The organism is Streptomyces sp. NPDC002092 (genome assembly GCF_053593775.1).
This window is the reverse complement of sequence record NZ_JBSFDG010000010.1, coordinates 232,016-244,271: the sequence shown is the minus strand read 5'-3', so window position 1 is coordinate 244,271 and position 12,256 is coordinate 232,016. Positions and strand designations below refer to the sequence as shown.

Sequence of the window (12,256 nt, the reverse complement as noted above, 5' to 3'; positions counted from 1 at the left end):
GCTTAGCATGGTAGTCCGGGAAACCAATGTCAACGGACAGCGGCCGGGTACGGATGGGTAGGGTTCGAGGGGTGCCCCAGATTCCAGAGAAGATCCACGAGCTCACGGTCGGCCAGCTCGCCGCGCGCAGCGGCGCCGCCGTCTCCGCCCTGCACTTCTACGAGTCCAAGGGCCTGATCAGCAGCCGGCGGACCGCGGGCAACCAACGCCGCTACCACCGCGACACGCTGCGCCGGGTCGCCTTCGTGCGCGCCGCGCAGCGCGTCGGCATCCCCCTGGCCACCATCCGCGAGGCGCTCGCCGAGCTCCCCGAGGAACGCACCCCGACCCGGGAGGACTGGGCCCGGCTCTCCGAGGCCTGGCGTTCCGAACTCGACGAACGCATCAGCCAGCTCAACCGCCTCCGCGACCACCTGACCGACTGCATCGGCTGCGGCTGCCTGTCGCTGGACGGCTGCGTCCTGTCCAACCCGGACGACGTGTTCGGCGAACGCCTGACGGGATCGCGGCTGATGGTGGAACGCAGGGGGAAGCGCGCTTAGCCCACCTGGCCTGCGGACGGTCGTGCCGCTGGGGCGGCTCCCGACCCAACCCCCCCGCTCACTCGTACTCGGTCCCACCCTTCCGCGTCAGATACGCCGGGCTCACCGCCTTCGCAATGGCCCGCCCCCCGGTCACGGGGCTGTACCGCTCCACCGCAGGCCGGATCACCACACCCTCCCGCAGATGCAGCCCCCGCCCCGACACGGTCTCCCGCCCGCTGGCAACCTCCAGCACTCGTTCGATGTCGTACGCCCCCTCGTACAGCCGCGGCACCAACGGCAGCTCCCCGCCCAGCAGTTCGGCCGCATCCAGCCAGCGCACCGTCCCGTCGACCTCCGCGGAGACGTCGAACACGGCGTACCCCAGACTCTCGCGCCGCCCGTCCGCGCCGTACGTCAGGTCCTGGACCCCCGCCCCGTACACCTCACCGAAGATCCCGACCCGACGCGCCCCCAGCTGCTCGGCGAGCCGGGCGGCGGCCTCGGCGACGCCGTGGCCGTGCATGGCCCGCCAGTACAGATTGCGCGGATCCTCCTTCAGGGCGAGGGACTTGGCGCCGAAGCCCTTGGAGGAGACGTGCACGCGGTCCTCGTCGGCGAGATAGGTGAGCAGACAGGCAGAGCCGTGCAGTTTCTCGGTCAGGACCACAGCCTCGCCCGGTGTGAAGATGTCCGGAAACCGCTGGATGTTCTCGATGTCGACCCAGGGCAGCAGTTCGGGCGCGGGCTCGACCTCGCCGCTCATCGTGGGCGGGATCGGCGGCACCCACTTGGTGATGCCGAGCTGCTCCGCGAAGTCCGTCCCGTCCAGAGCGGCCCGCGCCAGATCGACCTCCGCGAGCGCCTTCGGCCGGCAGACGATGCCCTGCGACAGCTCACCGCGCAGCCGCACCGCCCTGACCCGGTCCGAGTTGCTCCCCGCCAGCCGCCCGGTCAGCCCCAGCTCCTCGATCAGCCCGGTGGGCAGGACGGACTGCTCGGGGATGTACACGGCGACGTCGCCGGTGCGGTACGCGCCCTTGGCCACGACGGCCCGGTACAGGCCCACCTGGGCCAGTTCGAGCGCATCGGCGTTCGGATGCTCATGGACGGTCAGCACTTCGGCGGTGACGCGCAGCGTCGACATGCGGGACTCCTAGGTCTACGGGGTCGCCCGGTTCGGTTTCATCGCCCCCAACTGTCCGGACGGGAAACGGGTGGAGCGAGCGGATTAGCTGCTGGTAACGTCGCGATCTTCGGCCGGCCGAGACGCCGCGCACGCAGTCCTGACGGGATCAACTCCCATCTTTTCAGCAGCCCTTGACGCCGCCCTGGCGGACATCGACACGGTCTTCGACGGTTTCGCGAGCTTCGACGAGACCGGCTGCGGCTACTGCCACGCGCCCGAGGAGACCGCGTATCTGCGCACGCGAACGTACGGATACCGGAGAACGTGGTGCAGTACTACCTCTTCGAGGTGCCCGATCTCCCCCAGAGGGGGACCCCCATCGACGACCATGCGGCCGCCATGCGCCGCCTGCTGCCGCAGGCCGCACGCGCGACGGCCGACGGCTCACTCGACGCGATCGGCTACGGGGCCCACGGGCTGACCCGGCTGGACTGGCGCTCCTGGCCCGCCGAGCAGGCCGCCGCGATCGAGGCGTTCCTGCACGCCTGGTGGCAGGACGCCCTCACCCGGCCCGATCCGCCCTACGGCATCGACGAGATCTTCGACACCTGCGCCACGATCGCCAGAACCGTGACCCCGTTCCTGGACCGTTGGGGCCGCGGCCCCGTCGCCGACGCACACCTCGTCCACTGCACCGACGGCTGGCTCTGCGACCTGCTGTCCGACCTCTCCCCGTTCTCCTGGTGGCAGGACGACAGCGAGAACGCCGGCCTCGCCGATCTGCGCAGCTGGCTGGCCGGTCCCGGCTCCGCTCGCCTACGCCTCCAGGGCGAGCCCGACCTGGCGACCCGCGCCGAGCTCCTCGCCCTGCCCTATGACGAGCGTTGGGCGCACTCCTACTGGGCCAGCGCCTCGGCGACCAACTGAGCGTTGGACAAGGCCCGTTCCCCGTCCGGCAGGAACAGGGTGTCCTCCAGACCCACCCGGGTCGCGAGCCCGAGCCGCCCCGCCAGCCGCAGCACCGGCCACGCCCCGCCGTCCTCGCCGTGCAGCAGTACGGGGCGGCCGGGCGCCGGGCCCAGGTCGGTCAGCAGCGCACGCGCGGTCTCCTCCGCGGTGTCCGGCGAGGCGTCCGTCACCTCGGCGAGTACGCGGAGCACTCTCGGGGCCAGGGGTGAGACCGCGAACCGTATCGCCCCGTCCGTCCCGGACCAGATGCCGGCCTCGACCTCCACGCCGAGGTCGAGCAGCGCGGCGGTGATCTCCTCGGCGCCCTGCTCATGCCAGTTGACCGAGGCGTGGTCGGGAAGTTCGGAGAGCGTGGCCCAGCTTCTGACGCGCTCCAGCCGTGCCGCAGGATCCGGTTCCGCCCAGGCGCCCGTGGTGACACCGACCGGGACCGACACGCGCGCCCGTATCGCCTCGAGCACCGGGCCGATCACGCGGGGCGACAACGAGTCACGCCCGCAGGGAGTCTTGGGGTGGACGTGGATGTCCGTGGCCCCGGCCGCGACGGCTTGCGCCGCGGACTCGGCCATCGCTTCCGGAGTCAGCGGCACCATCGCACCGTCGGCGGACCCCCGCACTCCGTTGAGACACACCTGCACCATGCCTCAAGCCTGCCAGCCCCCACTGACAACGGCCCAGCTCGTTGAGACAGGGGGTGCGGCATCCCCGGCGCACCCCCGCCTTGCTAGGCCGACACCAGCAGCCTTCCGCGCCTTGCGTCCGCCAGGGCCTCGGGACTGAGTACGGGCCGTGGCACGAGAATTCCACAGTGAGTGCAGACCGGACCCGCAGAGGGCTCGTGGTCCAAGTCGTACTTCCAGATCAGGCGGTCCGCGCCGCACACCGGGCAACCGGAGCCCGGCTCGCGCTCCAGGCCGGAGATCAGCCGGCGCAGCACCTCCGCAAGCGGCTCGCGGGGGTGCACCCGCGGGTCGTCGCACCAGGCGACACCGAAACCGCCCCAGGTCAGCCGGTGCCAGTCGTCCACCGTGCCCGGCCGGCGCAGCCCGTCGTGCTTCTCCTTCCTGCGCCGCTCGGCGAACTCGACCTCGTAGGCCAGCCAGACCGAACGCGCTTCCTCCAACTCCTCCAGTGCGGCCACGAGCCGCGCTGGGTCGGGGGAGCGGTCCTCGGGGCCGAACCCTGCCCGGGAGCACAAATGGTCCCAGGTCGCCCTGTGCCCGTAAGGAGCAAACCGCTCAAGGCACTTGCGCAGTGAGTAGCGCCGCAGTGCCAGATCGCACCGCGGGTCGCGGACCTGTCTCGCCAGACTCCGAAAGCCGGCCATCGTCCTGCACCTCCGTCACACCTGCACCTGTACTTCGGTCACTTCGGCGTCGTCGTACGGACGTCGCCGAATAGACGTATCGACAAGCGATTCGGCTCCATCCGATTTCCAATGCCCTCCATAAGCCGTCCCGCCCACTCCAAAACTTGACGCATGTTCATCTTCACTCCCGGGGATACCGGCGGTAACGTCCCGGCTCACCCCCGTCGGTAGGAGCTGCCATGCCCTGGCGTACCTCTCGTAGCGCCCCAGTCAGACTGAGAACTCCCGGCAGACTCGCCGGGTTCCTGAAGACCGCATCCACATGCGTCCTGATTGCTGGACTTTTGTCCCCGCTCACCCAGGCGACGGCAGCGGCCGCTGCCTCGAACGACTACTGCGGCGGCCAGTGTTCCGACATCCTGCCGCCGGGCGAGAACGGCAACGCGACCCTCGCGCAGGTCCTCCTCAACCAGGCGTTCGGCACCCAGCCCGACCACGCGGAGGACCAGCTCGGCCCGTACGCCAACCTGGCCAAGGGGTACTCCTCGCTCACCGACTCGACGATCAACACCTTCTTCAACGACGCGTCGTTCGGGGTCTCCTCCGATCAGGTCGCCTCCACCGAGAAGCCTGCGGGCCGCACCGACGTGACGATCGTCCGCGACAAGAAGGCGGGCATTCCGCACATCACCGGAACCACCAGATACGGCACGGAGTTCGGCGCCGGGTATGCCGCGGCTGAGGACCGGCTGTGGCTGATGGACGTCTTCCGGCACGTGGGACGCGGCCAGCTGACCTCGTTCGCGGGCGGCGCGGCCTCCAACCAGGGCCTTGAGCAGCAGTTCTACCGCAACGCCCCCTACAGCGAGGCCGACCTGCAGGCCCAGATCGACAACGCCGTCGCCCACAACGGCGCCCGCGGACAGCAGGCCCTCGCCGACGCCAACGCCTACCTGGCCGGCATCAACGCCTACATCGACGCCTCCGACAGCGGCCGTTACTTCCCCGGCGAGTACGTCCTGACCGGCCACAAGGACTCGATCACCAACGCCGGCACCATCGACCACTTCAAGATCACCGACCTGGTGGCGCTGGGTTCCGTGATCGGTTCCCTGTTCGGCGCCGGCGGTGGCGGCGAGGTCAACAACGCGATCTCACTCCTGGCCGCCCAGTCCAAGTACGGCGTGACGGAGGGCACCAAGGTCTGGGAGTCCTTCCGGGAGCGCAACGACCCCGAGGCCGTGCTCACCGTCCACAACGGCGAGAGCTTCCCGTACGCCACCAAGCCCGACACCGCCCAGGGCGAGGCGCTGCCCGACGCCGGCTCGGTGACGACCGAACCGCTGGTCTACGACGCCACCGGCACCGGGGCGAGCCAGAGCGCCACCGCCGCCTCCAAGGCGGCGACCGCGACCGCTCTCAGCTCGGCCAGGCGCGGCATGTCCAACGCTCTGGTGGTGAGCGGCAAGTACACCGCCAGCGGCCACCCCATCGCCGTCTTCGGCCCGCAGACCGGCTACTTCGCGCCCCAGCTGCTGATGCTCCAGGAGATCCAGGGCCCGGGCCTCAGCGCCCGCGGCGCCTCCTTCGCGGGCCTGAGCATGTACGTCGAACTCGGCCGCGGCCAGGACTACTCGTGGTCCGCGACCACCTCCGGCCAGGACATCATCGACACCTACGCCGTCGAGCTGTGCCAGGACGACTACCACTACCTGTACCACGGCACCTGCACGGCCATGGACAAGGTCGAGCAGACCAATTCCTGGAAGCCGACCACGGCCGACGGCACGGCCGCGGGGTCGTACACGATGAGGGTCTGGAAGACGAAGTACGGGCCGGTGGAGTACCGGGCCACCGTCGGCGGCAAGAAGGTCGCCTACACCACGCTGCGCTCGTCCTACATGCACGAGGCCGACTCGATCATCGGCTTCCAGATGCTGAACGACCCCGACTTCGTCAAGGGCCCGCAGGACTTCCAGAGCGCGGCTCAGCACATCAACTACACCTTCAACTGGTTCTACGCCGACTCCCAGCACACCGCGTACTACAACAGCGGCAACAACCCGGTGCGGGCGAGCGGCGTCGACGCCGAGTTCCCGGTGTGGGGGCAGGCGGCGTACGAGTGGAAGAACTGGGACCCGACGACCAACACCGCCGACTACACGCCCGCCTCGGCGCACCCCAACTCCATCGACCAGGACTACTACATCTCCTGGAACAACAAGCAGGCCAAGGACTACACGACCGCGCCCTGGGGCGACGGGTCCGTGCACCGCGGCAATCTGCTGGAGGACCGGGTGAAGAAGCTGGTCGCGGCCGGCGGGGTGACCCGTACCAAGCTGGTGCAGGCCATGGCGGACGCGGCACTGGAGGACCTGCGGGCCGAGGACGTGCTGCCGAAGCTGCTCAAGGTCATCAACAGCAGCCCGGTGACCGACTCCACGGCCGCGGCCGCGGTGAGCAAGCTGCAGGCCTGGGTGACGGCGGGCGCCAAGCGCACGGAGACCTCGGCGGGTTCGAAGAAGTACGCCGACGCCGACGCGATCCGCATCCTGGACGCCTGGTGGCCGCTGCTGGTCAAGGCCGAGTTCCAACCCGGCCTCGGCAGCGACCTGTACACCGCCTTCACCAGCAACCTGCCGGTCGACGAGGCCCCGTCGGCCGCACACGGACCGACCGGCTCGCACGCCGGCAGCTCCTTCCAGTACGGCTGGTGGAGCTACGTCGACAAGGACATCCGGGCGGTGCTCGGTGAGTCGGTGCAGGGGCCGCTGGCGGAGAAGTACTGCGGCGGCGGCAGCCTCAGCTCCTGCCGGGACATCCTGATCAGCACCCTGAAGACGGCGGCCGGCACGTCCGCGTCGACCGTCTACCCCGGCGACTCCCTGTGCTCGGCGGGCGACCAGTGGTGCGCCGACTCGATCGTCCAGCGGACGCTCGGCGGCATCAAGCACTACAACATCAGCTGGCAGAACCGGCCCACCTTCCAGCAGGTGGTGGAGTACACCTCGCACCGGTGACGGACCAGCGGCGGCGGGTCAGCGGATGCGGCCCGCCGCCAGCACCACCTGGGCCAGCTCCCGGTGCACGATGTCGCTGTGTGCACCGGCGGGCGGCCCGCCGTTCCTCACCACGGCCGCCGCGTCGACGTTGACGCAACCCGAGGTCGGCAGGGTGCTCGTGAGGGCGTCGGCGAGCGTGTACGCGCGCGTGCCCGGCACCGCCTGCACACCGTCGTGCCCCATCGCGCCCCACTTGACGCCCAGCAGCTCCCCGATGCCGAAGCCCTCGGTGGCCCCCTCGACGACGCCCTGTGCGTCGTCCGCCATGCGCGAGGCCAGCGGGTAGATCGTGCCGAGCGCCGTATCGAAGTGGGAGTAGCAGCACACCAGAGGGCCGTCGACACGGTTCTGCTGGCCCTGCAGCACGCCCCCCGCATGTGCGTCGTACGGCAGCCGCGCCGCGAACGCGTAGTGCGAGAACGCCCCTTGCAGCAACGTCACCGACTTCACCGTGTGCACGCCCTCGGGCAGCCCGCGCAGCGCGAACGACACCAGCCGGCCGCCGAAGCTGTGCCCCACGAGGTGCACGCGCACGGCGGGAGCGGAGGCGGCGAGCTGCCCGACCAGACGGCCGAGCCCGCGCTCGCCGACCGTGCCCGCGCGCCGCTTCATCGCGTAGTACGTCGCCTGCCGCAGCAGTTCCTTCGCCCCGTCCCAGGGGTTCGGCAGCGAGAAGCCCTCCGGGTCGCCACCGGACCGGACGTCGGCCAGTGCCTGCGCGAACTCGTCGCAGAGCGTCGCCGTGTCCTCGGTGAACAGCACCGGCTCGCTCTGCGGGACGCCCTCCGCGAGGGTGTCCGCCGCGAACAGCGGCTGCGGACCGCCCGGTACGAGCTCCACCAGCAGCCGGACCAGCCGCCCGAACTCCTCCAGTTCGTTGTCGGGCCGCTGGTCCAGCATCCGTGCGATCTGGTCGATCACGGTGGCCCGTCCGGGGAACGTCTCCAGCAGTGCGTGCCGGGTGTCCTTGTCGAGCGCGGGCGCCGGGGACGCCTCCGCCTCCATGGCCACCACGGACTTCGGGAAGTCGGGGATCGGCTCGTCGCAGAACCGCATCGACGGCCAGATCACGCCCACGTACCCGATCTTCGCCTGGGCCGCGAGCTGCGGGATCGGCGCGAAGAACTGGCTGTAGAGGGCGGTCGCCCCCGAGCGGTCGTTGTTCCAGCCGTGCGCGAAGACGATCAGGTCACGGACTGCGCCTTTCGTGACCTCGGCGAGCAGCCGGTCGCGCTCCTGCCCGTCGACGTCCCCGTCCGCGTCGAAGGTCAGCTCCCAGTAAGGACTCACACTCATTGCCGGCTGTGCCATGACAGGCCCCCTCGTCCCCCGGAGCAGTGCGATGTGGGCGCATCGTCCTGCTACCGGCCGAGGATGGCCATACGTCCCGCCTCACTTGTATCTACTTGTAGAGGAGGTATTCCTTTCGAATCAGCCGGAACGCGGCGAGTTCCTCCTGCCAGCCCGCCATCACCTCGTCGGTCCCCGCGCCCGCGTCGATCGCCAAACGCACGTGTGTGGAGCCCGTGAGCTTGTCGATCCAGTTGTCCGGCCGCCAGCCGAAGCCGCTCCACACCTTCTTGGCGGTCACCAGCAGCGCGATCCCGGTGCGCACGGGGTCGTACGCGGCCCGGTCGTGCACGTGGAGCTGCACGCCGCCGACAGTCTTCCCCTGGAACTTGGAGAAGGTCGGCGCGAAGTACGCCTCTCTGAAGTGGACACCGGGCAGGCCGAGTTCGTTGACCGCGGCCGCCCACTTTCCGTCGATGCCCTCAGCGCCGAGCAGTTCGAACGGGCGGGTGGTGCCGCGGCCCTCCGACAGGTTGGTGCCTTCGAACATGCACGTTCCCGAGTACACGAGCGCCGTGTCGGGCGTCGGCATGTTGGGGCTCGGCGGCACCCAGGGCAGCGACCAGGCGTCGTAGAACTCCGAGCGCCTCCATCCCGTCATCAGTACGGTCTGCAGGGGTACGGGGGTGGTCAGGAACTCCCCGTTGAACAGCCGGGCCAGCTCGGCGACCGTCATGCCGTGCGCCTGGGAGATCGGCTGCCGTCCGACGAAGGTCGCGAACTCCTTGTGCAGCACCGGGCCCTGGGCCGCACGGCCCGTCACCGGGTTCGGCCGGTCGAGGACGACGAAGCGCTTACCGGCGAGCTGGGCGGCCTCCATGCAGTCGTACAGCGTCCAGATGTACGTGTAGAAGCGGGCGCCGACGTCCTGGATGTCGAAGACGACGGTGTCGACGCCGGACGCCGTGAAGACGTCGGCGAGGGGCCGGCCGCTCTTGAGGTACGTGTCGTAGACGGGGAGGCCGGTGGCGGGGTCGTCGTAGCGGCCTTCGGAGCCGCCTGCCTGGGCGGTGCCGCGGAAGCCGTGTTCGGGGCCGAAGACGGCCACCAGGTTCACTTTGGCGTCGGCGTGCATCACGTCGACGATGTGGTGGACGTCTCGGGTCACCCCGGTGGGGTTGGTGACGATTCCGACTCGTTGGCCGTCGAGGAGTGCGTAGCCTTCGGCGGAGAGTCGTTCGAAGCCGGTGCGGAGTCTTTTGTGGGGGGCGGCTGCGGTGGCCTGCGGCGCTGCGGAGAGGGTTGTTGCTGCCGTTGTCGCTGCGAGGAGGGCTCGTCTGGATAGGCGCATGGGGTGCACCGTATTGCTACCGCAGACTGTGAGGAAATGCGGGAAGTCTGTGGTTGCTCGCGCAGTTCCCCGCGCCCCTGCCCGGCGTTGCAGTGGCCCCTTTCCAGTGACATACCGACCGGTTAGTCTGACCGCAGCAGAGCCGCAGTCGAAGGAGACCGATGGTGGAAGCCGTGCAGGGTACTGGTGTGGTTGTCACGGGGGCCGGGGGTGGGATCGGGGCTGCCCTTGCCCGGCGGTTCGCCGCCCAAGGGGCCCGGGTCGTCGTGAACGATCTCGATGCGGACCGGGCCAAGGCCGTTGCCGAGGAGATCGGCGGTATTGCCGTGCCCGGTGACGCCTCCGGCATCGTCGGTGATGCCCGGGACGCGCTCGGGGGGACCATCGACGTCTACTGCGCCAACGCCGGTGTCGCCTTCGAGGACGCGGGGCCGGGGAAGCCGCTCGATGAGAAGGCCTGGGCCGTGTCCTGGGACGTCAATCTGATGGCTCATGTCCGGGCCGCCCATGAGCTGCTTCCGGAGTGGCTGGAGCGGGGCGGCGGCCGTTTCGTGTCCACCGTGTCCGCAGCCGGACTGTTGACCATGATCGGGGCGCCCTCGTACAGCGTCACCAAGCACGGTGCCTACGCCTTTGCCGAGTGGCTGTCGCTCACATACCGGCACCGGGGGCTCAAGGTGCATGCCATCTGTCCGCAGGGGGTGCGCACCGACATGCTGGCCGCCACCGGTACCGCTGGCGATCTGGTGCTGCAGCCGACCGCGATCGAGCCGGCGGACGTCGCGGACGCCCTGTTCAAGGGGATCGAGGAGGACCGGTTCCTGATCCTGCCGCACCCCGAGGTCGCCGAGTACTACCAGGCCAGGGCCACTCACCCCGACCGCTGGCTGACGAACATGAACCACATCCAGCAGAAGTGGGAGGAGGCACGGTGACCGACTCCCGTTACGCCGCCCGGCCCTGGGTGGCCCTGCTGAACGAGGCTCAGCGCGGCCCCGTGGAGCCCGCCGACTCCCTGGTGCACGCGCTGCGCCGGTCCGTCGCCGCGGCCCCGGACCGCACCTTCCTCGCCTACTTCGACGGGCGGCTGAGCTACCGCGAGGTCGACGAGCTGAGCGACTCGGTCGCCGGGCATCTGGCCGCCCGCGGCCTGGAACGCGGCGACCGGGTGGCGATCCTGCTGCAGAACTCCCCGCTCTTCGTGCTGGCGCTGCTGGGCGCATGGAAGGCGGGGGCGATCGTCGTGCCCGTCAACCCCATGTACAAGTCGGGGGAGGTCGGGCACGTCCTGCGGGACGGCGAGGTCACGGCGCTGGTCTGCTCCGACCGGGCCTGGGAGTCGTATCTGCGGGACACGGCCGCCGACTCGCCCGTGCAGATCGTGCTGACCACCTGCGAACTGGACTTCCAGACGCGTGGCGACACGCGGGTGCTGGGCTTCGAGCGGCTTCCGCAGGCCGCGGACGCCGCCGACCTGACGACCGTGGCCCGCGCCGGGTACGAGGCGCCCGAGGGCCGCCGGCTCAGGCCGTCCGACATCGCGCTGATCAGCTACACCTCGGGGACCAGCGGTACCCCCAAGGGCGCCACCAACACGCACGGCAACATCATGTACAACGCCGAGCGCCAGCGGACGGGGCTCGCCCTGCCCGACGCACCCGTGTACTACGCGCTGGCGCCCCTGTTCCACATCACCGGGATGGTCTGCCAGCTCGGCGCCTGTCTCAACAGCGCGGGCACGCTCGTGCTGACGTACCGCTTCGAGGCGGGTCTCGTGCTGGAGGCGTTCGCCGAGCACCGGCCGCACTACACGGTCGGCCCCTCGACCGCCTTCATGGCGCTGGGCGCCCACCCGGAAGCCACCCGGGAGCACTTCTCGTCGTTCGTGAACATCTCCAGCGGCGGTGCCCCCGTGCCGCCCGCCCTGGTGGAGAAGTTCCGGGCGGGCTTCGGGCCGTACATCCGCAACGGCTACGGGCTCACCGAGTGCACCGCGCCCTGCGCCTCCGTCCCGCCGGGCCTGGAGGCGCCCGTCGACCCGGCCTCCGGCACGCTGGCCGTGGGCCTGCCGGGCCCCGACACCGTCGTACGCATCGTCGACGACCAGGGCAAGGAAGTGCCCTTCGGTGAGCAGGGTGAGATCGTCGTCCGCGGGCCGCAGGTCGTGCCCGGCTACTGGCGGCGGCCGGAGGCGACCGCCGAGACCTTCCCGGACGGTGAGCTGCGCACCGGCGACATCGGCTTCATGGACGAGCAGGGGTGGCTGTACGTCGTCGACCGCAAGAAGGACATGATCAACGCGTCGGGTTTCAAGGTGTGGCCGCGCGAGGTCGAGGACGTCCTGTACACGCATCCCGCGGTCCGTGAGGCGGCCGTCGTCGGGGTGCCCGACGGGTATCGCGGGGAGACTGTCAAGGCGTACATCAGCCTGCGTCCGGGCGCCGACACGGACCCGGGTGAACTCGCGATGTACTGCAAGGAGAGACTGGCCGCCTACAAGTACCCGCGGCAGGTGGAGATCCTGCCCGACTTGCCGAAGACGGCGAGTGGGAAGATCCTCCGTCGGGAGCTTCGTTCCCGGCCGCAGGACAGCGAATAACAGCGAACAGATGCAGGCAGTGAGCT

General features: G+C 69.9%; 10 protein-coding genes. 5 read left to right on the top strand and 5 right to left on the bottom strand.

Annotation, left to right across the window (positions count from 1 at the left end; all coding sequences use genetic code 11):
- Positions 1–71 precede the first annotated feature (71 nt).
- On the top strand, positions 72–542 hold the full coding sequence (gene soxR, locus ACWCRD_RS24285; protein ID WP_351465849.1) for a redox-sensitive transcriptional activator SoxR: 471 nt from the start codon (positions 72–74) through the stop codon (positions 540–542).
- Between the two features lie 58 nt (positions 543–600).
- Here the strand turns inward: soxR and ACWCRD_RS24280 are convergent, their stop codons facing one another.
- Positions 601–1,668: an RNA ligase (ATP) gene (locus ACWCRD_RS24280; protein WP_450967869.1), complete on the bottom strand. Its 1,068-nt coding sequence runs from the start codon at positions 1,666–1,668 to the stop codon at positions 601–603.
- Positions 1,669–1,974: 306 nt separating this feature from the next.
- On the opposite strand from ACWCRD_RS24280, the gene ACWCRD_RS24275 reads away from it, so the two are divergent.
- A complete protein-coding gene (locus tag ACWCRD_RS24275; protein WP_450967868.1) occupies positions 1,975–2,577 on the top strand; it encodes a hypothetical protein in 603 nt (200 codons plus the stop codon).
- On the opposite strand, the gene ACWCRD_RS24270 is transcribed toward ACWCRD_RS24275, so the two are convergent.
- Positions 2,547–3,260, bottom strand: coding sequence for a 3-keto-5-aminohexanoate cleavage protein (locus ACWCRD_RS24270; RefSeq protein ID WP_450967867.1), 714 nt, complete (start codon positions 3,258–3,260; stop codon positions 2,547–2,549). The two genes, ACWCRD_RS24275 and ACWCRD_RS24270, sit on opposite strands and share 31 nt — an antisense overlap.
- An 83-nt stretch (positions 3,261–3,343) precedes the next feature.
- The gene (locus ACWCRD_RS24265; protein WP_450967866.1) at positions 3,344–3,946 is read right to left on the bottom strand and encodes a hypothetical protein; all 603 of its coding nucleotides are present in this window, start codon (positions 3,944–3,946) and stop codon (positions 3,344–3,346) included.
- Between the two features lie 221 nt (positions 3,947–4,167).
- Here ACWCRD_RS24265 and ACWCRD_RS24260 point away from each other — a divergent pair, with 221 nt between their 5' ends.
- Positions 4,168–6,948, top strand: a complete 2,781-nt coding sequence (locus ACWCRD_RS24260) for a penicillin acylase family protein (RefSeq protein WP_450967865.1) — start codon at positions 4,168–4,170, stop codon at positions 6,946–6,948.
- A gap of 18 nt (positions 6,949–6,966) precedes the next feature.
- On the opposite strand, the gene ACWCRD_RS24255 is transcribed toward ACWCRD_RS24260, so the two are convergent.
- Positions 6,967–8,301, bottom strand: coding sequence for a serine-threonine protein kinase (locus tag ACWCRD_RS24255; protein ID WP_450967864.1), 1,335 nt, complete (start codon positions 8,299–8,301; stop codon positions 6,967–6,969).
- Between the two features lie 91 nt (positions 8,302–8,392).
- Positions 8,393–9,631, bottom strand: a complete 1,239-nt coding sequence (locus tag ACWCRD_RS24250) for an exo-beta-N-acetylmuramidase NamZ family protein (protein ID WP_450967863.1) — start codon at positions 9,629–9,631, stop codon at positions 8,393–8,395.
- 161 nt (positions 9,632–9,792) lie between these two features.
- Between ACWCRD_RS24250 and ACWCRD_RS24245 the strand changes: the two genes are divergently transcribed.
- Both ACWCRD_RS24245 and ACWCRD_RS24240 read left to right on the top strand, forming a co-directional pair.
- Entirely contained in the window at positions 9,793–10,566 is a 774-nt protein-coding gene (locus tag ACWCRD_RS24245; protein ID WP_450967862.1) for an SDR family oxidoreductase, read from the top strand.
- A complete protein-coding gene (locus ACWCRD_RS24240; RefSeq protein WP_450967861.1) occupies positions 10,563–12,230 on the top strand; it encodes a class I adenylate-forming enzyme family protein in 1,668 nt (555 codons plus the stop codon). Before ACWCRD_RS24245 ends, ACWCRD_RS24240 begins: the two co-directional genes overlap by 4 nt.
- Positions 12,231–12,256: the final 26 nt, after the last annotated feature.